The sequence below is a fragment of the Brevibacillus sp. FW306-2-1A-C05A genome (genome assembly GCF_058781555.1).
On sequence record NZ_JBYSWV010000005.1, the window covers coordinates 20,143 to 44,259 of the forward strand.

A 24,117-nucleotide genomic window follows, 5' to 3' on the forward strand; every position below is an offset into this window, starting at 1 on the left:
CGAAAAGCGCGTTTCCGTTAATAAACTTTTCACAATTACTCGTGGCCGATTCGGGACATAATGTTATAATAATAGTGCATTTTACATATGGCGTATGCACGTATGTCATTCTGGGAGGACACTATGGATATTCTTTTGCTGGGCTTAAACTACAAAACGGCACCTGTCGAAGTTCGCGAAAAGTTTACATTCAGCGATGATGGGACTGCACGCGCTCTTCATCTTCTCTCCCAGACGAAGAGTATTGCGGAATGTGTCATCCTGGGGACATGTAACCGTACGGAACTGTATGTCGTCTGCGACCAGGCCAATATCGGCCGTGACTATACGCGCCGCTTTTTGGCGGAATGGTTCGGTGTGGAAAAAGAACGGTTCAAAGATCACCTTTATATAAAAGAGAATGAACAGGCAATCGACCATTTGTTCAGAGTGTCTGCCGGTCTCGATTCGATGGTGATGGGAGAGACGCAAATTCTCGGACAAGTGCGCGACGCATTCCTGATGGCGCAAGAGCTGAAAACGACGGGAACGGTGTTCAACACGTTGTTCAAGCAAGCCATTACATTTGCCAAGCGCGCCCATACGGAGACGGCGATCGGACAAAACGCCGTATCGGTCAGCTATGCTGCCGTGGAGCTGGGGAAAAAGATTTTTGGCTCTTTCGCCGGGAAGTCCGTCCTGATTGTCGGAGCGGGCAAAATGAGCGAGCTGACAGCCAAGCATTTGCACGCCAACGGCTCCGAGCGAGTCATGGTAGCGAACCGCACGCTGGAGCGGGCACAGCTTTTGGCGGAAAAATTCAAAGGGGACTCCTGTACGATGGAGCAGTTGCCTGAGGCGCTGCTCACTGCCGACATCGTCATCAGCTCTACGGGAGCGACCGGATACGTCCTCGGCAAAAAGGATCTGGCGCCAATCATGAAGCAAAGAAAGCACCGTCCGCTGTTCATGGTGGACATCGCGGTTCCCCGCGACCTGAATCCTGACCTGCACGATCTGGATAATGTCTTTTTGTACGACATTGACGATCTGGAAGGAATCGTCGCGAGCAACGTCGCAGAGCGCTCGCGGGAAGCGGAGCGGCTGGATGCGATGATCGAAGAGGAGATTGTGGCCTTTACGACCTGGTACCAGACGCTGGGCGTAGCGCCGCTGATTGCCGCGCTGCGTGAAAAAACGCTCACCATCCAGGGTGAAGCGATGCGCAAGATAGAAAACAAGCTGCCGAACTTGACCGAGCGCGAAATGCACATTATTCGCAAGACGACCAAAGGGATCGTCAATCAGCTCATGCACGATCCGGTCGTGCGCCTGAAGGAAATGGCAGCTACCAAATACGGAGATGAAGTGCTGGACATTTTCACCAAAATGTTTGCCCTCGAAGAAATTTTGGAACGCAAAGAGCAGGAAGCGCTCTGGGCAGACGACAAAAGCAAGCAGCCAGCAGCTCGCGAGCAGGTCCTGGCTTCCCGTGTGCCGAAATAAAGACCTTCTCTTCTTTGCAAAAACGATACTGCCATCGATAGAAACCGATAGGGAAAGAGGGGAGAGAGTGCATGGCCGAGGTGAGATGGATCTACGACCTGACGATCTTTCTCTACGCTGCAAGTGTTCTCTTCTATTTTAACGACTTCTTGCAAAGCAACCGGAAAGTCAATCGTTTGGCTTTCGGGTTGCTTATTGTCGTTTGGGCCTTGCAAACTGCTTTTTTTGTGTCGCAGACAGTGATGAAAGCTTATTTTCCTGTCATTACGCTGTTTGAGACGCTCTTTTTTTACTCATGGGTGCTGGTAAGCCTATCACTTGCCTTACACTATTTTTTTCGCATTGATTTGCTGGTTTTTTTTACAAATATTATCGGGTTTGTCGTCCTGGTCATGTCGATGTTCTTGCCAGAGACGCCCATCGTCGCAGTATCTGACGTCTTGACCTCGGAGCTGCTCTTGACGCACGTGACGCTTGCGATGTTCAGCTATGGCGCGTTTTCGCTGTCGATGATCTTTTCCGCGATGTACCTCTTGCAGCATAAGATGCTCAAGGAGCGGCGCTGGACTCCGCTTCTGCGCAGGCTGCCCAGCCTGGACCAGTTGGAAGGCTACGCCTACCGGATGAACATGCTCGGCGTGCCGATGCTGCTTCTTTCGATTGTACTGGGGATTATTTGGGGAAAAATGGTGTTGCCGGAAAAATTTTTGCTGGACTCCAAAGTAGTTACTTCCATGCTTGTCTTGGCCAGCTATTCGTTCTGGCTGTACAAACGCTATCGGGATACGCTGCAAATGCGCAGGCTCGCCCAGTGGAACGTCCTGGCGTTTTTGCTTCTGCTCATCAATTTTTTAGGCATTACGACTTCTACATTTCACAGCTGGTGGTAGTGGCTGTTCATCAAGGAGGCTGTCATGGGAAAATGGAAAGTAGGGACGCGTCGCAGCAAGCTGGCGCTCACCCAGACGAATTGGGTCGTACAAAAACTGAAAGAACTCGCGCCGCAGGCTGAGTTTGAGCTGTACGAAATCGTGACGAAGGGCGACCGCATTCTCGATGTGACGCTGTCCAAGGTTGGCGGAAAAGGGCTTTTTGTCAAAGAAATCGAACAGTCTCTGTACGATAAGGAAACGGATTTTGCCGTGCACAGCTTGAAGGACATGCCGGCTGAATTGCCGGAGGGCCTCGTGATCGGTGCGATTCCGAAGCGGGTTGACCCGCGGGACGTCCTCTTGTCCCTGGATGGCAAGACATTGGATGAACTGAAAGAAGGAGCGCTCGTGGGCACGAGCAGTCTGCGCCGCAGTGCGCAAATTCTCGCCCATCGCCCGGACATTCAGATCGAATCGCTTCGCGGCAACATTGATACGCGCATCCGCAAGCTGGAAGAAGGCAACTTCGATGCGATCATCCTGGCGGCAGCGGGACTTGCGCGCGTCAACTACGAAGGGAACATTTCGCAATTTTTGCCTGTGGAAATCAGCCTGCCAGCCGTCGGCCAGGGAGCGCTCGCCATCGAATGCCGCGCCGATGACGAAGAGACGCTGGCCCTGTTGAAGCAGCTCGACGACGAGCCGACGCGGCTGGCGGTGACAGCCGAGCGCAGCTTCCTGCACAAGCTGCAAGGCGGCTGCCAGGTTCCGATCGGGGCTTACGCGACGGTCGGAGAAGATAAGCAAATCACTTTGACCGGGATGGTCGGCTCGCCGGACGGAAAACAAATGTTCAAAAACACGGCGACTGGCCGCGATCCGCAGGCGCTCGGCGTGCAGGTAGCGGAAGCGCTTCTGGCGCAAGGAGCTGGCGAGGTGCTCGCACAGGTGCTGCGGGAGAACGAGCAATGACAGCCGTCGGATCGCGCGGGCCGCTTACGGGCAAGCGCATCATGGTGACGCGCGCGAAAAGCCAGGTGCAGGAGCTCGTGGACAAAATCGAGCGTTTGGGCGGAGGGGCGTATGCCTTTCCGCTCTTGAAAATGATCCCGCCCGCAGACAAAACAAAGCTCGACGAAGCGATCTCCGAGCTGCCGAGCTACGACTGGGTGATTTTTACCAGCGTCAATGGCGTGCGGTTTTTTCTGGAGCGCATGGAGCAGGTAGGAGTCGGCTTCGCGGCGTTTGCCGGGAAGATCGCGGCGGTCGGTCCCAAGACCGCGCAAGCGCTGACCAAGCACGGGCTTTCGGTTGCGGTCATTCCGTCCGATTACGTAGCGGAGGGCTTGCTTGCGAGCTTGCACGAGCAGCTTCAGCCGGGGCAGCGCGTGCTGCTGCCGCGGGCCGATATCGCCCGCAAGGCTTTGCCGGCAGAGCTGAAAGAGCTGGGGCTTGCCGTGACAGAGGTAGACGCCTACCAGACGGTCATCGACGGGTCACGGGCGCCGGAAGCGGCCCAACAGTTGCAAGAAGGCCGGATTGATGTCATTTTGTTTACCAGCTCATCTACCGTGACTCATTTCATCCAGGCGATGGCGCCGTTTGCCTCGCCAGGCTGGCTGGATCAGGTGCGGATTGCCTGCATCGGTCCGATCACTGCCGAGACAGCCAGAAAAAACGGGCTTGCCGTCGACGTGGTCGCGAGCGAGTACACCGTGGATGGACTGTTAGAAGCTTTACTAGAGAATCTGGGAGGGAATTGACATGGCACTAACATTTGATCGTCATCGCCGCTTGCGCAAAAGCGCGGCAATGCGCAATCTGGTACGGGAAAATCACGTTCGCGTGGAAGACCTGATTTACCCGCTGTTTGTAGTGGAAGGGACCGGCATCAAAAACGAGATTGCTTCCATGCCAGGCGTGTACCAGCTCTCTCTGGATATGTTGGCGGAAGAAATGAAGGAAATCGTGGAGCTGGGAATCCAGTCTGTTCTGATGTTCGGCGTACCGGAGCACAAGGACGCCTGCGGAACGGAAGCGTACAACGACGAGGCGATTACGCAGCAAGCCATCCGTCAGATCAAGGAAGCCCACCCGGAAATGATCGTGATTGCCGATACGTGCCTGTGTGAATACACCGATCACGGACATTGCGGCGTCATTCACGAGGGCGAAGTCGTCAATGACGAGACGCTTGCGCTTTTGGGCAAGACGGCAGTTTCCCAGGCAAAAGCCGGAGCGGACATCATCGCTCCATCCAACATGATGGACGGTTTCGTGATCGCCATTCGCGAAGCTTTGGACGAAGCGGGCTTCCAGCATATTCCGATCATGTCGTACGCAGTGAAATACGCATCCTCCTTCTACGGACCATTTCGCGATGCAGCTGGTTCGACACCGCAGTTTGGCGATCGCAAGAGCTACCAGATGGACGCGGCCAACGCGCGCGAAGGACTGCGCGAAGCAGCTTCCGATGTGAAGGAAGGGGCAGACTTTTTGATCGTGAAGCCGGGCCTTGCCTTCATGGACATGGTGCTGCGCCTGCGCGAAAACTTCAACCTGCCGATCGTCGCCTACAATGTGAGCGCCGAGTATTCCATGGTCAAAGCCGCTGCGCAAAACGGCTGGATCGACGAAGAGCGGATCGTAATGGAAACGTTGGTGGGCTTCAAACGGGCTGGTGCGGACCTGATTATTACGTACCACGCCAAAGATGTAGCAAAATGGCTGGCGAGGTGAGGACGAGATGACAAGAGAAAAATCGACGCAGTTGTTTGCAGAAGCACAGCATTACATACCAGGCGGAGTGAACAGCCCGGTGCGGGCGTTCAAGAGCGTGGGCGGCAATCCGGTCTACATCGCCAAAGGGGAAGGCTCGCGAATTTTTGATGTGGACGGCAACAGCTACATTGATTACATCGGCTCCTGGGGGCCGCTCATTCTCGGACATGCGCATCCGCGCGTGCTGGCCGCGATTACGGAAGTGGCGGCACTTGGCACGAGTTTCGGTGCTCCGACAGAGCGCGAAACCGAGATGGCCAAGCTCGTATGTGAACTGGTTCCGTCCGTAGAAGTCGTGCGCATGGTCAACTCCGGGACAGAGGCGACGATGAGCGCCCTGCGCCTCGCGCGCGGCTATACGAAGCGCAACAAAATCATGAAGTTCGAAGGCTGTTACCACGGCCATGCGGACAGTTTGCTGATTAAAGCAGGCTCCGGTGTCGCGACGCTCGGTCTGCCGGACAGCCCGGGCGTGCCAGAAGGAACGGCGTTGAATACGATCACGGTGCCGTACAACGACCTGGACAGCGTGAAGCTCGCCTTCGAAACGTTCGGCGACGACCTGGCGGCTGTCATCGTTGAGCCAATTGGCGGCAACATGGGTGTCGTTCCGCCACAGCCCGGCTTTTTGGAAGGGCTGCGCGAAATTACCGCGAAATACGGCACGCTGCTCATTTTCGATGAAGTCATGACGGGCTTCCGCGTAGCGCTTGGTGGCGCCCAGCAGTTGTACGGCATCACGCCTGACCTGACGACGATGGGCAAAGTCATCGGCGGCGGTCTTCCGGTCGGGGCCTACGGCGGTAAGCGGGAGATCATGCAGCAGATTGCTCCGGCAGGACCGATCTACCAGGCGGGAACTCTTTCCGGCAACCCGCTGGCGATGGCGGCAGGCTTGACCACGCTGCAAGAGCTGAGCAGGCCGGGTGCGTATGAGTATCTGGAAAAATTGTCGGCGCGTCTCGGCGAAGGACTCGCAGAAAATGCGCGCAAGCTGGGGATCCCGCACACGCTCAACCGGGTAGGCTCCATGGTGTGCCTGTTCTTCACCGACACGCCTGTCATCAACTACGAAACGGCGAAAACGGCCGATCTGGAGCGCTTTTCCGCCTACTTCAGCCACTTGCTGGACGAAGGCGTCATGATCCCGCCGTCCCAGTTCGAGGGAATGTTCGTTTCGCTGGCGCATACCGAGGAAGATATCGAACGCACGATCGAAGCGAGCTACCGCGCTATGCAAAAAACGTTGGAAGCGTAAAGCGTGTACGAAAAACATAAGCAAGCACCTCCTGTCGGAAGGCAGGAGGTGTTTTTTTCTGTAAAGAAACCCGTCATCTAGCAGGAATTGGCAGGGCGTCTGAGAATACAGTAGCGACGGTTCCTTCCCCTCCGCTAAAAGATGAGGGATCAACACCTGTTTTTCCTTTTGGCCAAAGGTCTTGTTCTTTTTGGTTTCACCATTCAGAACCCAAGTCCGTATGATGTAAAAAATGCAGGGACGAGGTGTACGAGTGGTGAGACTGAAGTGGCGCTATCGAAAGCGCCTGCGTAAAAAGTATGGCCGACTGATCTGGAAGGTGAAAAATCGCAAGGGACGAAAAGGCTTTTTCAAGTCGACCGTTCATCGGTATCCTCGCAGAAATTACCGCATTCTCGTTGCCAACGAGTACATTGCCGCCCACCTGGCGAAAAGTCTCGGCTTGCCTGTGGCGCGAGTCATTCAGGCCCATGTGCGCGGACCGCGCGGCCGGATCAGGCGCGGCCTCATTTCGATGCAGGCCAAGGGCGGCCAGGTCATTCCGTGGAAAAAGGCGAAAAAGAAGCTGCTGAAAAAGCCGCACAAGTACGTCAAGCAGGCCAAAAAGCTGGCCCGCCTGGTCGCTTTTGACGCCTGGATTCTCAATCCGGACCGATCCGACCACAACCTGATTCTCCACAAGAAAAAGTCGGGGAAGAAGTACAAGTGGTACGGAATCGATCATGGGATTTCCTTGTTTGGTAATCCTACTAAATGGAATCTCCGGCGGGCCAAGAAGAAGTTTTCCTGCAAAAAAGCCTACAAGTTTTGCCTGCATTCCGGCGACAAGAAAAAGCAGCGCATTCCGAGAGGCTTGAAGCGGTTTACGCGCGACAACCGCAAGCAACTGGGGAAAATGGTGAAAAAGATTCAGGCGATGCCTAAAGGAAAGCTGAAAAAAGCAATCAGAAGAGTACCGAAAGGGTTGCTGACCAAAGCATAAAAAAAAGTTCATCCAAAAAGTGCTGCTCTGCCGCCGCAAGCACCTGAAAAAAGCGTTGAAGCGAGTTTCCAAGCATTTTGCCTGAACCGCGCTCTGCCAGGCGGTCGCTGTCAGCTTCCGGCGTGGGCGTCCAGCTCCCGTTCTACAAAGCTGTCCAGTTCGTCCATGACCGACTGCAATACGGCCAGAGAACGGGAAACATCAAGTCCCACGTCCAAGGAATGCTTGGCCCCGTCAGGCAGATAAAGACGAACGTTTGGCCTGGAGGAGGCTATTTTTTCAAGCGCAGTTGGCTGGTAGTAAGGGTCTTGCGTGCCGGAGACAAGCAGTACTTGCTGCTTGACAGAGAGCAGATCGGCTACGAGCGATTCCTCTGTCAGCAAGGGCGTCAACAGAACGGCTGACGTGCGGGAAAACGCAGAGGCATGGAGCAGGCCGCACGCAATCGGAATCGTCCCGATAGACTTTCCGAGGAAAAAAATTTGTTCGTACGCCCGCTTGCCGAGCACATGAGAGACAAGCCGCTTTGCGTCTGCTTGCAGCCACGCGCTTTTTTCGGCGAATGGACTGTTCCAAAAGGCTGCGTTGTCTTGTCCGAACGAATAGTGTACGTGGACGATATCTACCTGCTTGCGCAAAAAAAGCATCGTCGAATAGTACAAATACGGTTTGTCGAAGGAATAGCTGGCGCCGGGAAAGAAAAAGCAAAGTGCGCGGGACGGTGACTCGCCCGCCTGGATCAAGGTATAAGGAATGCTCTGTCCATCTGGGCCGGCGACGGAATCTGCTATTGTCTGAATCAACGAGTCAAGCACCTCTCTTTACCAAATTCGGTTGTGGGCATTTTTTCCAATCATACAGACAGCAAAATCTGCTGGCAAGCAAAAAAGACGGAAACGAAAGCAGAAAGGAGCAGATTCAGATGAAAAAAGAAGCACAACTGACAAACGGCGTCAAGCTCGCGTATGTGGAGGAAGGAGCAGGGGAGCCGCTCATCTTGCTGCACGGCTTCTGCGGCAGCCTGCATTATTGGGACAAGCTGGTGCCGCTGTTGGCCCGCTCGCATCGCGTGATCGCCGTCGATTTGCGCGGCCACGGACATAGCTCCGCGCCGGATGAAGCGTATTCGATGGAACGGTTCGCCGAAGACATTGCGCTTTTTGCAGCGGCAGCGGGTCTGGACAAGTTCCACCTGTTCGGGCACTCGCTCGGCGGCTACATTACGCTCGCTTTTGCCGAAAACTACGCGGACAAGCTGCTCAGCTTCGGACTGGTTCATTCCACGCCATATCCCGACGACGAGGCGGCCAAGGCCAATCGCAACAAAGGAGCCGACAGCATTCGCGAACACGGCATGGAGCCGTTTATCAAGGCGCTCGTCCCCAAACTGTTTGCCCCGCAGCATGTCGCGTCGATGACAGCGGAAGTCCAGGCTGCCAAAGAAATAGGCGTCGCGACCAGCCCGATCGGGGCGATTCAGACGTTGTATGCCATGCGCGATCGAAAAGACCGCAATCACGTCCTGCGGGAAACGACGCTCCCAGTGCTGTTGGTCGCAGGCGCAGAGGACCAGATCATTCCGGTAGCCAAAACGTTTACGGTACAAAAAAGCAACGTTGTCGAAGAGCTTTTGCCGGATGCAGGGCACATGGGAATGCTCGAAGCGCCGGAACAGCTTGCCGAAGCGATCGGCGGCTTTGTCGAAAACAACAGGAAAAGCGCACCATTGTCCTAGCAAATTTTGCTATAATAAAAGAGATATCCTATCTATTTTTACATATACGAGAGGGGAATTAGAGAATGAAAAAAGCACGTCGAATTATGATGACAGCGTTTGCATCTGTCGTATTTGCATCGCTCTTGTCTACCTCTGCGCTCGCGGCTCCGCTGCATCCGGTCAAGCACGTGGACTGGATGGTGAAAAAAGCGATCGTCACCGCCGGACAAAATGGCGATTTGGCTCTGGATCGCGCTGTTACGCTTGCGGAGGCAGCGGTTGTTTTCTCCAAGCTCAAAGGCGCACAAATCGGGGCAGCAGCAAAAGGCGCGCACTGGGCGACTCCTTATCTGGACTGGGCAAAAGGACAGGGCGCGGTAAGCCAGGACGACTTCAAAAATCCGGGTCAAGTGCTGACCTCCGCGAAGCTGGCGCAAGTGGCCGAAAAGCTCGGCTACAAAATCGCGCTCGACAATAAAGCGACCGTGACGCGCGGCGAATTTTTCCAGGCATTGGGCGATGCGGCAACGACCCACATCACGATCGCGCATACAAACGATACGCATGGACACATCCAGGAAGACAAAACGCAAAAGGAATACGGCTTTGCCAAAATCGCGACCTTGCTGAAGGAATGGCGCGCGGAAAACGACAACTTCCTCTTGCTGGACGCGGGTGATACGTTCCAAGGCACCATTTTCGTGAACCAGTTCAAAGGAGAGTCTGTCGTTCCGATCCTGAACAGCCTCGATTACAACGTGATGGCTGCGGGCAACCACGAGTTTGACTTCGGCTACGAGCAACTGCTTAAGCTGCGCGACATGCTGGAGCATCCGGTCATTTCCGCAAACGTGTTCAAGGCGGATGGCAAAGAGCTGCTGTTGCCGACCTTCAAGGCGGAAATCGGCGGCAAAAAGTTCGGGTTCGTCGGCTTTGTCGCGGAAGACACGCCTGTGCTGACACACCCTGACAACGTCAAGGGCCTGACCTTCAAAAATCCGGTCGAGGTAGCGAAAGTCGTTGTCCCTGAGCTGAAAAAAGAAGTAGATCACGTCATCGTCGTTTCCCACATCGGGGTGGACGTAGACCGCGAAATCGCGAAAAACGTGCCTGGCATCGACCTGATCGTCGGCGGCCACTCCCATACTCCGCTGACAACGCCTGAGCTGGTAAACGGCACCTACATCGTCCAAGACTGGGAGTACGGCAAATCGCTCGGACGCGCTGACCTGTACTATTTGGGCAAAGAGCTGGTAGCGTTCAGCGGCGGTCTGAAAGAATACGATGAATCCGTCGTGGCAGACCCGGAAATTGACAAAATGGTTCAGGAAATTGTGAAAAAAATTGATACCGTCATGAATGTGGTGATTGCGAAATCCGAGGTTCCGCTCGATGGCGACCGCACGCTTGTCCGGGCGAAGGAAACGAACGTCGGCAACCTGATTACCGACATCATGCTCGAGCGCACGCAATCCATCAAAGGATACGAAGCGGATGTAGCGCTGGCAAATGGCGGCGGTATCCGCACGCAGCTTGCGGCAGGCGACATCACGAAAAAAGACTTGTACACGCTGCTTCCGTTCGAAAACAACACGCTGGCGATCGTGGAAGTGACAGGGGCAGAGCTGAAGCAAGCGCTGGAGAACGGCGTGAGCCAGGTGGGAACAGGCGCAGGACGCTTCCCGCAAATCAGCGGCATGAGCTTTACGTACAACCCGACCAAGCCTGCAGGCGAGCGTGTTCTGGAAGTGAAGGTTGGCGACAAGCCGCTTGATCTGACCAAAACGTACAAAGTCGCGACCATCGACTTTTTGGCAGCAGGTGGAGACGGCTATGAATCGTTCAAAAAGCCGTTCTTCAACACAGGCTTGTCCATGTACAGCATCGTGGAAGAAGGTCTGATGAAGCGCAAAGTGGTCAATCCGAAAGTAGAAGGCCGCATCGTCGAAGTAAAATAAGCTGGCAGGGAAAACATGCGTGTGAGAGAGGACAGGGAGAAAAGCCGGCTCCCTGTCCTCTTATATCATAAAGTACCTTGCAATATACAGTACCTCTTTGGTAAGCTTTGACATGGGTGATGTGCATTGAACGTACAGTTTAAAAAAGGGGTCCTGGAGCTGTGTGTTCTCGTTTTGACAGCGAAGCAGGACAGATACGGCTACGAACTGGTTGCGAGCATCTCGGAGCGGTTTCATATCGCCGAAGGGACGGTGTACCCTTTGCTGCGGCGCTTGACCCAGGAAGGCTTTTTCATAACCTATTTGGCAGAGTCGCAAGAAGGGCCGCCGCGAAAATATTATCAGCTAACGGAGCGGGGGAGACAGTACATGAACGATCTCGTGCTGGAATGGCGAATATTCAATCGCGGCGTCAACGAAATGATAGAGGAGGGACTGGGCTATGACAAGGCGTGAGTTTATGGACGAGTTGGGGGCATTGCTTGGCGATTTGCCGGACAAGGAGCGTCTGGACATTCTCGCTGATTATACCGAACATTTTTTGATCGGGATCAAGCAGGGGAAAAGCGAACACGAAATTGCCGACAGCCTGGGCAGCCCCAAAGCGCTGGCGAGAGAGCTGCTTGCGGGCTACCGGATCGATCAGGCGCAGTCCAATGCGTCCGTGGGCAACATGTCCAGAGCGATCATTGCCACGATCAGTTTGGGCTTTTTCAACCTCGTGTTCGTCCTGGGGCCGTTTTTCGCGCTGATCGGCGTGCTGATCGCCTGCTACGCCGTCTCCTTGTCGCTTTTGGTGGCGCCGCTCGGCATTTTGATGGAATACGGGTTTCCCGCGCCGTCTCAGGAACGGCTTTTGCTTTTGTTCGGAAGTCTCGTTTCGCTTGGGCTGGGGGGAATGCTGGCGGTAGGCTTGCTGCGGCTGACGAAGTGGCTGTACCGTCTGTTCCTGAAGTATCTGCAGTTTAACGTGCAGATGATTAGGGGGAAATAAGATGAAGAATTGGGGAAAAAAGCTGTTCGGCATAAGCTTGCTGCTGTTTGTCGTGGGAGTGTGCGGGCTCGTCTGGCTGTTTGCCAAGCAGGAGCACTTCGCGTTTTCCTTAAAGAAAATAGAGGAGCAGCGCATCATCGAGCAGCCGTTCAAGGCGGTGGCCGTAGAGACGGGAACAGCGGATCTCGTCATCACGCCTACGAAAGCGGCACAAGCGACCGTGCGTCTGACAGGGGAAATCTCGGAGCAGCAAAAGGAACGGCTGCAATGGACGAGCGAGGTCACGGAAGACGGAACCTTGCGCGTCCAGGTGCAGGAAAAGCTGCACGTCAGCCTGTTTTATCCAGGTAGCGGGGAGTTGAAGCTGGAAATCATGCTGCCGGAAAAAGAGTACGAGAGCATCCGGCTGGAAACGGCTACGGGGGATATCAAAAGCGGAGCGCTCACGGCGAAAACGGGGGAAGTGTCGTCCAGCACAGGTGATGTCGATTTGACCGGGTATGCCGGAGAGCGCCTGGACGTGCGGACAGATACGGGCGATCTGAAGCTGGCCGGTATTCGCGCCAGCCTGAACATCGACAGCTCCACGGGCGAAATCGACAAACTCGTCTTGCCCGAGTTGACGCGCGATGTAACCGTGCGCACGGATACGGGCGATGTGCGGATTGCGGTGGAAAAGCAGCCGGAAGCAGCGCAGTTGGAGCTGGCATCCGACGTGGGCGACATCGAGGTCAAATGGGCCACCCTTTCCTATGCGAAAAGAGAAGAGCAAAACATCAAGGCTTCCGTAGGGACTGGCGGTCCAAAGCTGTCCGTGAAGACTTCTACGGGAGATATCCGCATTCAATAGAAGAAGTTTGGCAACAATGATGGATAGGATTGGAAACGCGCGAAACGAAAAGATTTTGACACAAAAGAGCCATTACTTGTCGAATGCCCAGTGGTATCATATTGGTGGGATAGATTATTGTGCAAAGAGAGGTTTATTCATGACTTCCAAACCATTTAACGATACGTTTTTGAAAGCATGCCGCAAAGAGGCGACAGAGCGTGTCCCTGTCTGGTACATGCGCCAAGCCGGACGCTATCAGCCCGAATACCGCGCCATCCGCGCGAAGTATAGCTTTTTTGAGATGAACTACATACCGGAAGTATGCGCCGAAGTGACCCGTCTGCCTGTCGAGCAGTTGGGCGTGGATGCTGCGATTTTGTTTGCCGACATCATGACGCCGCTAAAGCCGATTGGAGTCGACGTGAACATCGAGTCGGGAATTGGGCCTGTGATCGGCAATCCGATTGAATCGTTGGCGGATGTAGAGCGTCTGCTCGATCTGGAGCCGGAAACGCACGTGCCGTATATTTTGGAATCGATCAAGCTGTTGCGCGAGCAGTTGTCTGTTCCGCTGATCGGCTTTGCGGGAGCGCCATTCACGCTCGCCAGCTACATGATCGAGGGCGGTCCTTCCAAGCATTACCACAAGACAAAGGCGTTCATGTACACCGAACCTGCTGCGTGGCAGGCATTGATGGAAAAGCTCGGCGACATGACGATCACCTATCTGAAGGCACAGATCAAGGCCGGCGCCCAAGCGGTACAGGTGTTTGACTCCTGGGTAGGCGCATTGAACGACGAAGATTACCGCGAGTACATAACGCCTGTGATGACGCGAATTTTCCAGGCGCTGAAAGAAACCGGAGTGCCGACGATTTACTTCGGAATCGGGGCAGGCCATCTTTTGCTGGATTGGAACCGCTTGCCTGTCGATGTTGTCGGTCTGGACTGGCGCACCTCGATTACGACTGCGCGCAACATGGGCGTGACCAAGACGTTGCAGGGCAACCTCGACCCGACGCTGTTGCTTGCTCCGTGGGAGAAGCTCGAAGCCAAAGCAAAAGAAATTCTCGACGAAGGCACGAAGCAGCCGGGATTCATTTTCAATCTGGGGCACGGTGTATTCCCTGACGCCAAAGTAGAAACGTTGCAAAAACTGACCGCATTCATCCATAGCTACAAAAGGGACGTGTGACCAGGAGGGGTATGAGATGTCAAAGCCAAAAACAGGGCTTTTGCTGATGGCGTATGGAACGCCGCGCAGTCCAGAAGAAATTGAGCCGTACTACACGCACATTCGCCGTGGCCGCAAGCCGCCGCAGGAGCTGCTTGACGACCTGCGGGCGCGCTATGAGGCGGTAGACGGCCTGAATCGGTTTGCGGACATCACGGACGAGCAGGTGCGCGCGCTGGAGCGGGAAATGAACGAGCGCTACCCGGACCGGGAGTTTGTCGGCTACCTGGGGCTGAAGCATATTGCGCCGTTCGTGGAGGATGCGGTGGAGCAAATGAAGCGCGACGGGATTACCGAGGCGATCAGCCTGGTGCTCGCTCCGCATTACTCCAGCTACAGCGTCAAAGAATACAACGGCAGAGCTTGCGAGCATTCGCAAGCGATCGGCGGACCGACAATCAAGAGCATCGACAGTTGGTACAGGGAGCCGGGCTTCATTGAGTACTGGGCAAAAGCGATCGAGGACACGTTTGCCTCGATGCCAGCCGAAGAACGCGAACAGGCCGTAGTCATCTTCTCCGCGCACAGCCTGCCGGAAAAAATCTTGAAATCCGGGGACCCGTATCCGCAGCAACTGGAGGATACCGCCAAGCTGATCGCCGAGCAGGCAGGGATTGCCCGGTACGCCATCGGCTGGCAGAGCGCCGGCAATACGCCGGAGCCGTGGCTCGGCCCGGACGTCCAGGATTTGACGCGAGAGCTGTACGAGGCGCATGGCTATCGCTCCTTTGTCTACTGCCCGGTCGGCTTCGTAGCGGAGCATCTGGAAGTTTTGTACGACAACGATATGGAGTGCAAGGCAGTAACGGAAGAGCTGGGTGTTCATTACCATCGTCCGCCGATGCCTAACGCCAGACCTGCGTTTATCTCCTGTCTGGCTGATGCCGTCGGGAAAAAGCTGGCGAACTAGGGGATGAAGCACATGAACGAGAAAGCTTGTCATGTCACGATTGTGGGCGGCGGCATCACTGGATTGACCGCTGCTTTTTACTTGCAAAGGGAGATCGAGGCGAAGCGCCTGCCGATCCGCTTTCAACTGATCGAGGAACAGGACCGTCTTGGCGGCAAAATCAAGACGTGGCGGCACGAAGGGTTCGTCATCGAGCTGGGCCCGGATTCCTTTTTGGAGCGGAAAACAAGCGCAGGCGAGCTGGCGGCTGACCTCGGGCTTGCCGATGAGCTGGTTCGCAACAGTACAGGGCAGGCGTACATCTGGCACAAGGATCGGCTGATGGCGATTCCGGAAGGGGCCGTGATGGGCGTGCCGACCAGGCTGATGCCTTTTGTGACGACCGACCTGATCTCCTGGCCGGGCAAAATTCGCGCAGCGCTTGATCTGATTTTGCCCGCTTCCAAAGGCAACGAAGACATTTCCGTAGGGGAGTTTTTTCGGCGCAGGCTTGGCGATGAGGTCATTGACAACCTGATTCAGCCGCTTTTGTCCGGCGTCTACTCCGGCGATCTCGACAACCTCAGCTTGCTCGCGAGCTTCCCGCAGTTCGCGCAAATGGAAAAGCAGCATCGCAGCCTGATTTTGGCGATGAAGCATTCCCGCCCGCAGGCGAAGGCGCAGGGCAAGCCAAAAGGCATTTTCCTGACGCTCGCGAACGGATTGCAGTCACTCGTGGAAGGCATCGAAAAAAGCTTGCCTAGTGAAGTGTTGCAAAAAAACAGCGGGATAGCCAAGCTGGAAAAGCAGCCGAACGGCAAGTACACCCTCGTTTTGAAAAACGGCCAGGTGATCGAGACGGACGCTGTCTTGTTCACCGTGCCGCACGCGGTTTCGGAGCCTCTGCTCAGGCCGTACGCCAGCGTGCCTGCTCTGCCGACCGCCAAGCCGCACATGGTGGCGACGATTGCGATGGCATTTCCGGAGAGCGGGATCGAGCTGGGGATGGAAGGGACAGGCTTCATCGTGCCGCGGCACTCGGGCGCGACGATCACGGCGTGCACGTGGGCGCATCGCAAATGGCCGCACATGGCGCCGCCAAACAAAGCGCTCTTGCGCAGCTTTGTCGGGAGAGCGACAGAGCAATCGTTCATGCAGATGAGCGACGAGGAGATTTTGGAGGTCGTGCTGCGCGATTTGCGCAAGATCATGACGATTCGCCAGCAGCCCGAGTTTTACAGCGTGACGCGCCTGCAAAATGCGATTCCGTACGTAGTCGGCCATCAGGCGTGGGTGAAAGATGTGAAGCAGAAGTTGCAAACGAATTTGCCGGGGGTACTGGTGGCAGGCGCCTCCTACGACGGAGTGGGCGTGCCTGATTGTATCGCGCAAGGAAAAAAAGCCGTTTCGGAATTGATCGCATCTGTGCAACCGGGGAGATAACCCCGGTTTTTCCTTTTTTCGGTGCTAAACGGCTCGTCCTGTCCATATAGTATAGGGAAATGTCCTGCACTTGGTCGAGAAAAGGCGGGTTGCCTTGAGTATCGACCTTGGCGCAACAAGGCGTCGCCCAAAAAAAGCTTGGCGAAGCCAAGTTTTCGAAAAAGGAGGAGCACGAATGGCGTTACAGGATGGGCTGCTTTCGTTTGCCATCAAGGAGACCATTTTCCTCTCATCCGATAGAGCCGGAATCGGCGAATTGCAAGAGCTGGAATTGGTACCCGATGTAGAGGTTCTGGAAAACGACTCCTACGTCTCCATCACGGGCTGCTTGCAATTGGTAGGAAAATACGAGCCGATCAGGGAAGCCGCAGAAGCGAACAGCGGCGGGACGGAAACGCTGGTTGAGGCCTTCACTTTTCCGCCATTTCGCCAGGAAGTGTCGGAGGAGGCGCAATACGGCTGGGAGGAACAGATCGGCCATCGCATACCGTTGAACATCACCATTCCGTTGGACCGGATCGCGGAAATCGGCGACATTTATGCCATCGTGGACAGCTTTGACTACAAGCTGGAATCCCCGCATCAAATGTTGATTGACGCCGACCTGAAGATCATGGGGATACTGCTCGGCGACAGTCAGACACAGCCGGCTTCCGCCAACCAGGAGTCAGCGGAGGGGGCACAGGCCTGGGAGTATGCCCGTGTAGCGGACGAGACGCTGCAAGCGCACGCTGCGCCTTCTTCCCTGGACGAAATCGAGGAAAAGCTGAGCGCTTTGGAGGAGGAGCTGGAGCGGGAAGCATTGCCGGCGTCCTATGATTCGGCTGAATCGCCTTCCGTGTTCGACGCCCCTGCGATCGCCTACAACCAGCAGGAGGAGTACCAGCAGCAATACGGGGAAGTGCAGGAGCAGTACGGCGAGGTGCAGGAGGTGTCCGGGAGCGAATCGCAGCAGCCTTGGATCGCAAATCCGGCCGCCTACGGCTCAGATGCGCAGGCAGAGGCCCAGTATGATTCCCCGGCGTACGATGCGCTTGCCTATCGCGATATTCAGACGACAGAGCCTGTCAAAAGGCAGCCGGAAAAAGAAGAGCCGATTTTGGCGATTCACGAGCAGGACGATGTGGATTACGCTCAGGTCGCTACCGATCCAGCCGAGTCCGAGTCTCTCTACGAAGCGGAGCAGGTGCAGGAAGTGCATGCGGACAGCGAGGAAGAAGCGGCAGAGCCGGTAGTCGCGCAGCCGGAAGCGGTGGAGGAGACAGAGCTCAAGGTAGCCATCTCGGGCAAGGCATCCCGCGAAGAGCAGAGCAACGTCAACATTACGTCGATTTTCTCGCTGGCTACGCGCGCCAAGCAGGAAGCGCAGGCGATCGAGGCGGAATCCTCGTCCAGTTCCTCCCGGCAAAGCGCGTCCGTCAGCACCAGCCCGGCGACCGTGGAGGCGATGCAAAATCTCACTTCCTTTGTGCGGCGCAAGGAAGAGAGCACGAGCCAGTTGAAAATGTGCATCATCCAGCGCGACGAAACGCTGGAGCATATTTCCCAGAGATACCAACTGCCCGTTTCCAAAATCGTCGAAGTGAACAGGCTGGCTTCCGAGCAGGTTGTCGCGGGACAAATTTTGTACATCCCACAATAAAGGAGTGGGGGACCGTGGATAAGATCGATCTCTCCGAAGTGTGCCAGCATTATCGAGCGCGCGTGATCCGCATCACGCCGCTCGATGACTGCTATTTACTGGAGACTAACCGGGGCCCCAAGGAACTCCACGTCTGGCCGCGTGTGGATGTGATGCGCTGGTCGTTTGCCTGGCGCGAGCGATTGGCTCGTCAGGGGTTTCGCGCAGTGGAAAGGTTTATACGGACGCGAGACACCAAGCCGTTTCTGGTTGTGGGCAAGCGCGGTGTAACGATGACCGATCACGTCAGGCACATCGAAGCCTGCGAGCCTCGCGCCGAACTTGCCCGAAGCTGCGGCAGAGTCATCGGGATGATGCATCTGTCCCAGCAGGAGAGTCCGCTTCTCTCCGGCGCGGATTACTTGAAGCAGGAGCAGATCGCCGCCGACGCAAAGTGGACGCGGACCAAGGCTTTCGCCGAAGCGTTCCGCAGCAAGCACGGACGCGAGCCGGGAGAAAAAAGGTGGGTAGCCGAGCTGATGCAGCCGATGCTGCAGCGCATGGAGCGTTCCTCGGCCATGCTTTCGCATGAAAGCGTAGCGCCGGATACGGTCAGCGTGTCGCACCGGGAGTTGCAGCGGGACAATTGGGGCATGGTGAAGGGCGAGCTGTACTTGCGGGGCTTTTTTCGGCCAGCTTTGTCCGTGCAGCAGCGCGATGTGGCAAGCTTTTTGCGGGATCATTACTTGACGCACAAAGACATCGGCCAGATTGACGCCTTTTTGGACGGATACGAGGAGGTCAAGCCGCTCAGTTACGGAGACTATATTTTGCTGCTCGCCTTCATGGCTCGTCCGCGCGAGGTGTACAGAAGCATCGAAGCTTATACGAAGCGGGTTGCAGGCAAGGAAGAGGCTTCTGTCAAAGCGATTGAACAGGCTCTGCGCATCCAGGAGTCCGTCGACCAACTGCTGCAGCACATTGCCTACCGGGCAGAGCAATCGAGGAGGGAGGGAGTACATGAGCCGCTATGACGAGATCTACCCGTTGTTCCAGGAGTACGACATGTACGCGCAGAGCATCGAGCCGCTGAAGGAACCGAACGTGTACAAGGCGGCGACTCCCTATGGCTCCTACGTCTGCAAACGGTCCAATATGCCTGCCAAGCGGCTGGTTTTCGTAAGCGACATGCTGCGCCAGTTGCAGCAGCGCGGCTGGGACGGGGCGGTTCCGTTCACGTACACGAAGTTCGACGATCCGTTTGTTGCGCTCGGGGACTCGCTGTACTACGTGACGCCCTTTCAGCCGGGGAACGAGGAGTGGACCGAACAGCCGCTGGCCTGGGCTACCCCGGCGATCGAGCGGCTCGCGGAGTTGCACCATCTGACGCAAAATTACCGCTTTGACGACCCGCGGCAGGTGGAGCCGCTGATCGACTCGCTATTAAACCGTTGGCAGTATTGGCAAAACCAGATGGAAAAAGCGGCGGAGGTAGCGGGAGGGCGGAAGTACCAGTCGCCGTTTGACCTGGTGTTTTTGGCCAACAAAGGGTTTATTACGGAGATGAGCCAGACGGCGACCGAGCTGTTGACGGACTGGAAGGAGCGGCACGAGACGCATGCGCATTTTCGCTTGTCGCTCATTCACGGCTATCCGCATCCGGCGCATATCGTGCCGGATCGCTTTGGCAAAGGAAAGCTGCTCAATTTTGACCGGGCCAGCTTCGATACGCCTGTGCGCGACCTCACACTGTTTTACCGGACGTATTTTCAACTGGCGGGAGATGAAGCAGGCGCCTCCCAGCTTTATCATCGCTACGCTGCCATCTTCCCGTTGCGGCCGGAAGAAATCGAGCTGTTGGCATCGTTTCTCTCGTACCCGGAACGGATCATGAGAGACATCGACATCTACTACCACAACCGCAGGGAGTGGAGCGAGCTGTACGCGGTGAAGCGCCTGGAAAAAGATATGGACCGCCTGATGCGTCTGCATCGCTGGGTCCAGCAAGCCTTTTAACGAGCAACGTCTCACAAGGTGGGGCGTTGCTTTTTGCATTTACAGCCACTCCAGGACGATGGCGGCGTACAGCACGGCAAGCAGACCGAGCAGAATCACGTCAAACGAGGTGGGAAACAGGACGGTGCGGATGAACTGAAAAATCATCAAAGGGATCAGCACTTGTTTGCACCCGTATTTGATTCGCAGGTAGGTAGGGTTATACTTCCAGCGAAAATTCATCATCGGCATATCACCTCATTTCAGCATATGCGAGGCTTCCTGGGACAGTGTCTATATTTCCTCGGACAAAGGCCGGTTTCGCCCGAGGCGTATTTTCTCTACGCCAGTTGTGACACAGGTTTGAGAATGGGAGGAAACGGGAACGTATAGGGCAGGAAGGCCAGGACGAACTTGTAAAGGTGAGCAGATGATCTGGAAAATAGCACTCTACTTGTCAGGAATAGGTGCAGGTGTGTACTTGATTCGCTTATCCTACGGCTTGCAACGGCAAGCGCAGAGAGGGTTTGACCTGTCTTTGCTGCACGGCATCGGGCTGGTGGCCTGGGGGATCGGCAGCTTGCTCGTGCTGTCTTTTGCCTGGTGGGGCCACGGGCTGGGGGTGCCGGTCTGTACAGGGACGTATCTCGCAGGGATCATCTCGCTTGTCTTTTTGCTGCAGACGCACAGACGCTTGCGCCAAAAGACGGAGAGCGAAGGCGCACACGTGGAGTCGCAGCTTTTGCTGGACTGGCAGAGGATCACGCGGCAGCATTCGGGGATGGTGCAGGTCATTCTGCTGGTCATAGCCGCGTCTTTGCTCGCGCTGCCCGAGATGCCGCTTTATGTTAAAGGGGGACTGGCGGTCGCCATAGCTTACATGAGTGTTCTTGCATACTTAAACAATCGGGACCATCACTATTTGATGACGGAGACATTGTCATCGGTGAGCACGCTCGAATCGAGGCTGACCCAGCAGCTCGCGCATTCCGAATGGATGAACCAGCAATTGTCGCTCGTCGGGAAACTGAAGCAAAGCTATGAGGGACTGTTGATTGCCAGCAACAAAATCAGCGTGAGCGACGTCCATTACGATAGCATTCACCAATTGACCAGCGAGCTTGTCGACGCCTGGTTTGGCCAGATTCATACGCTCGTCTATTTGGGCATAAGCTGGGAGTCCGAGCAGGGGGATGTCTATTTTCACACCGAGCGCGGCAAAAGAGCCGATCGAGGTGCGGTCCAGTTTATCGAGGAGCGCATCGTCGTCTCGGAGCAATGGGACACGGCCAAAACGCCGCGGTACGTCAGGCTGGTGGCGCAAACCGCTATCGGCGAGCACGATATGGAGACAAAAGAGCTGGAGCAGTCCTTTTTTCAACTGCTGCTTGTGAACGTGAGAGGACTGATCTTGCGGTGTCTGCACGAACATCAGTCGACAGAGCTGAAGGAGCTGGAGCTGGGAATGGGCCTGGCCCGCCGAATCCAGTCGATGCTGATTCCAAAAGAGGAATGGCAAGTGAACGGCCTGCGCGCCAGGACGGTCTACGTGCCCGTCACCTACGTCGGGGGAGACTACATTGATTTTGTGCGCATCAATGAGCGCTACACCTGTTTTATCGTGGCAGACGTATCGGGACACGGCTTGCCCGCGAGCATCTGGGCGACGGGGATTCGGATTGCGGTTCGCGCCGTTTTGCAGACGAGCTGGTCACCCGATGAAATTTTGCAGCGGCTAAACCAGCTACTGTATGCCGATCTGGCGAAAACCCGCTCGTACATTACGATGCTTGTCGCGGTCTACGATGCGACCCGCCACGAGTTGCTGCTTGCCAGGGCGGGCCATCCGCAGCCGATCTATTTGTCCAGCACGCAAAAAAACGTCTTGCGCTGCCGGGGCGGGGTAGGACTAGGGCTTTTGTCCGATAGCACCTATCAACTGGAAGAAGTACCCTTATTAGAAGAAGGTATATTGCTACTATACACAGATGGATTGTTGGATACGGGAAGAAAAGACGTGCTGCGCAGCTCTCACGGCCTGCTCGAAGATCTTGCCGCCCTGCTGGACGAGCCAGGCAAAGAAGAGACGATGGAACGCGTCGAATCGTACCTGTGGGCGATGACGCGCCAAGGCCAGCAAACAGACGACATCTCCGTTTTGATTTTGCAGTTTCAATCCGGCTCTCATGCCGGACAACGAAGAAGTGAAACTCCTGCACTGATGGAGTACCCGAGCTGAAGCGCCCGTGAATAGGAGGATGAACGGTGATTCTGTGTGAACAGTGTCCGGACAATCCCGCTTGTCGCAACTGTCTTCTTGAGCTCCGTTCCGGCGGGTCTGCCCAAAAAGTGCTGCCGCCGCGCAAGGTGAAGGTGACGGAGCTTGCGACAATGGAAACAAGTCAAGCCCAATTGATAGCAGTCAGCCGGACAGCTATCGGCCTGCTTAGTTCGACAAAAAAGTTGCATGGACGCATGGAGGTCGAGCTCGCTTTCGATTTTCGCATTATCGGCAGCGGGCTGCAGGGAATCAACGGTGTTCCTTACTATGTCGTTGATATCGAGAAGGTTTTGCGCAAGGAAGAAGTGCTGGAACGGTTGCTTCTGGAAGAATTTCATACGTGGCATATGTGCAACGAGCTGAATCCTACAGACGTATTGCATAGTTATAAAGATCGGGATGACGAGCGAGGCCGTCTCATCAAGCAGGAGCTGCAGAAGCTGTCCATCCTGCGCCAGATCGAGACGATTTTCCTCTATCTGCTTGACGATGGCAAAGTGCGTCCGCTCGGCTCGAACCGTGCGGCCCCCGATGTCGAGGGGGAAATGCAGCGCCTGATTGGTGAGGCGACCGTCCACGGCAACTCCTTGCGGGAACAGATTGTCAGTCACGACGGGAAAAAAGTGTTTGAAATGTACGCGTCGATTTTGCCGGATCGCACCTGTGGGATCGCCCTGATTGACGTGACGGCTGCCATCGCGGAAGAACGCAGAAGAAAACGGCGCGAGTGGGAAATATACAGAGACATTCTCGGCGTGGTCACGGCAGGCAAGCTGCTGTTGCTAAGCGACGAGGAGCTGTTTTTTCTGCTGCGCGAGGGGCACAAATCGCTCGCGATGGACATTCAGGCGCCGGAGGATTTGGCTCTGCTCAGAAGGTCGTTCAAGCGCACGCTGGAGCCGCTGGGGTTTGTCGCCAAACGTTTTTTGCACTTTCTCGTCGCCGTCAACGAGGCGGCTTCGAACACGCTCAAGCACGGCAGCGGAGGAACGATCACGCTCTATATCGCCCACGATCAAGATTTGTGCCGGGTGGTCATCCACGACCAGGGCCAGGGCATTTTGCTCGAAGATTTGCCGCGGGCGACGTTGCAGCAAGGATTCTCGACGCGCAATTCGCTGGGAGCGGGCTTTCACGTCATGTTGCAATACTGTGACCGGATTTATTTGAGCAGCACGGCGGCTGGAACGAAGCTGATTTTGGAGTGTGCGCTGACAAGCTGATGAACATTGGAGAAAATACCAAATGTTTGCAAGTCGGGTGAAGCGGGTAACATGAGTGAGAGAGAACAAAATCAGCTACACCGATACCTATTGAGAGGAGTTTGAGCATGGACTACCGAGCAACAGAGACGAACGGACAGGCTACGCTGTTTTTCGCCGGAGAGCTGGACATGGCTGTGGGAGATCGAGTGGGTGAATTGCTCCAGCAGTACGGAGGGCGCAATCATTCCGTTACCGTCGATTTTCAAGGTGTATCCTTTGTAGATTCTTCCGGTATTGGAAGTCTGTATTTTACGACGAAAGAACTGCTTGCTTCTGGCAAACAGGTAGAGATTGTCAATGTCCGCGAAGAAATTTTGGATATTTTAAGCGTACTGGGCTTTACCGAGGCGCTGGGCATTACGGTGGGAAAAGTGGGCGAAACCGGGTTTGACGCAAAACAGCGTGATTGTATATAATAAGCAAAGGCAACGATACCACAATTACATATCGAATCAACGATGATCGGGAAGAGTAAGTCAGGAGCCCTTTGCAGAGAGGAGAATCAGATGC

General features: G+C 55.5%; 23 protein-coding genes and 1 other annotated feature (1 of these 24 only partly in view). Of the genes, 21 read left to right on the forward strand and 2 right to left on the reverse strand.

Annotated elements, in window-relative coordinates:
• Positions 1-123 precede the first annotated feature (123 nt).
• From hemA to AC3WJN_RS06085, 7 genes are all read left to right on the forward strand, one after another.
• Positions 124-1,485 carry a glutamyl-tRNA reductase gene (gene hemA / locus AC3WJN_RS06055; RefSeq protein WP_007782479.1) on the forward strand — a complete coding sequence of 454 codons (1,362 nt, stop codon included), beginning with the start codon at positions 124-126 and terminating at the stop codon, positions 1,483-1,485.
• Positions 1,486-1,556: 71 nt separating this feature from the next.
• The gene (locus AC3WJN_RS06060) at positions 1,557-2,375 is read left to right on the forward strand and encodes a cytochrome C assembly family protein (RefSeq protein WP_005826536.1); all 819 of its coding nucleotides are present in this window, start codon (positions 1,557-1,559) and stop codon (positions 2,373-2,375) included.
• A 24-nt stretch (positions 2,376-2,399) separates the two neighbouring features.
• Positions 2,400-3,329 (forward strand): hydroxymethylbilane synthase, encoded by a 930-nt coding sequence (gene hemC, locus AC3WJN_RS06065; RefSeq protein ID WP_007782475.1) that lies wholly within the window; start codon positions 2,400-2,402, stop codon positions 3,327-3,329.
• Entirely contained in the window at positions 3,326-4,120 is a 795-nt protein-coding gene (locus AC3WJN_RS06070) for a uroporphyrinogen-III synthase (protein ID WP_007782471.1), read from the forward strand. The genes hemC and AC3WJN_RS06070 overlap by 4 nt, the downstream gene beginning before the upstream one ends.
• Before the next feature lies 1 nt (position 4,121).
• Positions 4,122-5,096 carry a porphobilinogen synthase gene (gene hemB, locus AC3WJN_RS06075; protein ID WP_007782469.1) on the forward strand — a complete coding sequence of 325 codons (975 nt, stop codon included), beginning with the start codon at positions 4,122-4,124 and terminating at the stop codon, positions 5,094-5,096.
• 7 nt (positions 5,097-5,103) lie between these two features.
• On the forward strand, positions 5,104-6,396 hold the full coding sequence (gene hemL, locus AC3WJN_RS06080; RefSeq protein ID WP_005826532.1) for a glutamate-1-semialdehyde 2,1-aminomutase: 1,293 nt from the start codon (positions 5,104-5,106) through the stop codon (positions 6,394-6,396).
• Positions 6,397-6,652: 256 nt separating this feature from the next.
• Positions 6,653-7,378 (forward strand): HipA family kinase, encoded by a 726-nt coding sequence (locus AC3WJN_RS06085; protein ID WP_157179524.1) that lies wholly within the window; start codon positions 6,653-6,655, stop codon positions 7,376-7,378.
• 110 nt (positions 7,379-7,488) lie between these two features.
• Here AC3WJN_RS06085 and AC3WJN_RS06090 read toward each other — a convergent pair whose 3' ends face one another.
• Positions 7,489-8,181: an alpha/beta hydrolase gene (locus AC3WJN_RS06090; RefSeq protein WP_005826529.1), complete on the reverse strand. Its 693-nt coding sequence runs from the start codon at positions 8,179-8,181 to the stop codon at positions 7,489-7,491.
• Between the two features lie 119 nt (positions 8,182-8,300).
• On the opposite strand from AC3WJN_RS06090, the gene AC3WJN_RS06095 reads away from it, so the two are divergent.
• The 11 genes from AC3WJN_RS06095 to AC3WJN_RS06145 all read left to right on the forward strand — a co-directional run bounded on the left by AC3WJN_RS06095 (position 8,301) and on the right by AC3WJN_RS06145 (position 20,082).
• Complete coding sequence (locus tag AC3WJN_RS06095) at positions 8,301-9,113, forward strand: alpha/beta fold hydrolase (protein ID WP_007782460.1); 813 nt, start codon at positions 8,301-8,303, stop codon at positions 9,111-9,113.
• 65 nt (positions 9,114-9,178) lie between these two features.
• The gene (locus tag AC3WJN_RS06100; protein ID WP_005826525.1) at positions 9,179-11,053 is read left to right on the forward strand and encodes a bifunctional metallophosphatase/5'-nucleotidase; all 1,875 of its coding nucleotides are present in this window, start codon (positions 9,179-9,181) and stop codon (positions 11,051-11,053) included.
• Between the two features lie 126 nt (positions 11,054-11,179).
• Entirely contained in the window at positions 11,180-11,509 is a 330-nt protein-coding gene (locus tag AC3WJN_RS06105) for a PadR family transcriptional regulator (protein WP_005826524.1), read from the forward strand.
• On the forward strand, positions 11,496-12,047 hold the full coding sequence (locus tag AC3WJN_RS06110; RefSeq protein WP_005826522.1) for an HAAS signaling domain-containing protein: 552 nt from the start codon (positions 11,496-11,498) through the stop codon (positions 12,045-12,047). The genes AC3WJN_RS06105 and AC3WJN_RS06110 overlap by 14 nt, the downstream gene beginning before the upstream one ends.
• A 1-nt stretch (position 12,048) precedes the next feature.
• A complete protein-coding gene (locus AC3WJN_RS06115) occupies positions 12,049-12,897 on the forward strand; it encodes a DUF4097 family beta strand repeat-containing protein (protein ID WP_005826520.1) in 849 nt (282 codons plus the stop codon).
• Positions 12,898-13,036: 139 nt separating this feature from the next.
• Entirely contained in the window at positions 13,037-14,074 is a 1,038-nt protein-coding gene (gene hemE / locus AC3WJN_RS06120; RefSeq protein ID WP_005826518.1) for a uroporphyrinogen decarboxylase, read from the forward strand.
• 16 nt (positions 14,075-14,090) lie between these two features.
• Positions 14,091-15,023: a ferrochelatase gene (gene hemH, locus AC3WJN_RS06125; RefSeq protein WP_005826517.1), complete on the forward strand. Its 933-nt coding sequence runs from the start codon at positions 14,091-14,093 to the stop codon at positions 15,021-15,023.
• A gap of 12 nt (positions 15,024-15,035) precedes the next feature.
• Positions 15,036-16,445, forward strand: a complete 1,410-nt coding sequence (hemY, locus tag AC3WJN_RS06130; RefSeq protein WP_005826515.1) for a protoporphyrinogen oxidase — start codon at positions 15,036-15,038, stop codon at positions 16,443-16,445.
• Positions 16,446-16,620: 175 nt separating this feature from the next.
• On the forward strand, positions 16,621-18,087 hold the full coding sequence (locus AC3WJN_RS06135) for a LysM peptidoglycan-binding domain-containing protein (protein WP_007782453.1): 1,467 nt from the start codon (positions 16,621-16,623) through the stop codon (positions 18,085-18,087).
• Positions 18,088-18,101: 14 nt separating this feature from the next.
• The gene (locus AC3WJN_RS06140; RefSeq protein ID WP_005826512.1) at positions 18,102-19,100 is read left to right on the forward strand and encodes a hypothetical protein; all 999 of its coding nucleotides are present in this window, start codon (positions 18,102-18,104) and stop codon (positions 19,098-19,100) included.
• Complete coding sequence (locus AC3WJN_RS06145; protein WP_007782449.1) at positions 19,087-20,082, forward strand: protein kinase family protein; 996 nt, start codon at positions 19,087-19,089, stop codon at positions 20,080-20,082. The genes AC3WJN_RS06140 and AC3WJN_RS06145 overlap by 14 nt, the downstream gene beginning before the upstream one ends.
• Positions 20,083-20,121: 39 nt before the next feature.
• On the opposite strand, the gene AC3WJN_RS06150 is transcribed toward AC3WJN_RS06145, so the two are convergent.
• Positions 20,122-20,307 (reverse strand): YszA family small membrane protein, encoded by a 186-nt coding sequence (locus AC3WJN_RS06150; RefSeq protein WP_005826504.1) that lies wholly within the window; start codon positions 20,305-20,307, stop codon positions 20,122-20,124.
• A 184-nt stretch (positions 20,308-20,491) separates the two neighbouring features.
• On the opposite strand from AC3WJN_RS06150, the gene AC3WJN_RS06155 reads away from it, so the two are divergent.
• From AC3WJN_RS06155 to AC3WJN_RS06165, 3 genes are all read left to right on the forward strand, one after another.
• On the forward strand, positions 20,492-22,300 hold the full coding sequence (locus tag AC3WJN_RS06155; RefSeq protein ID WP_007782445.1) for a PP2C family protein-serine/threonine phosphatase: 1,809 nt from the start codon (positions 20,492-20,494) through the stop codon (positions 22,298-22,300).
• A 26-nt stretch (positions 22,301-22,326) separates the two neighbouring features.
• On the forward strand, positions 22,327-23,565 hold the full coding sequence (locus AC3WJN_RS06160) for an ATP-binding protein (protein ID WP_007782442.1): 1,239 nt from the start codon (positions 22,327-22,329) through the stop codon (positions 23,563-23,565).
• A 107-nt stretch (positions 23,566-23,672) separates the two neighbouring features.
• Positions 23,673-24,023 carry an STAS domain-containing protein gene (locus tag AC3WJN_RS06165; protein ID WP_005826498.1) on the forward strand — a complete coding sequence of 117 codons (351 nt, stop codon included), beginning with the start codon at positions 23,673-23,675 and terminating at the stop codon, positions 24,021-24,023.
• 33 nt (positions 24,024-24,056) lie between these two features.
• Positions 24,057-24,117, forward strand: a binding site (T-box leader) (it continues 179 nt past the right edge of the window).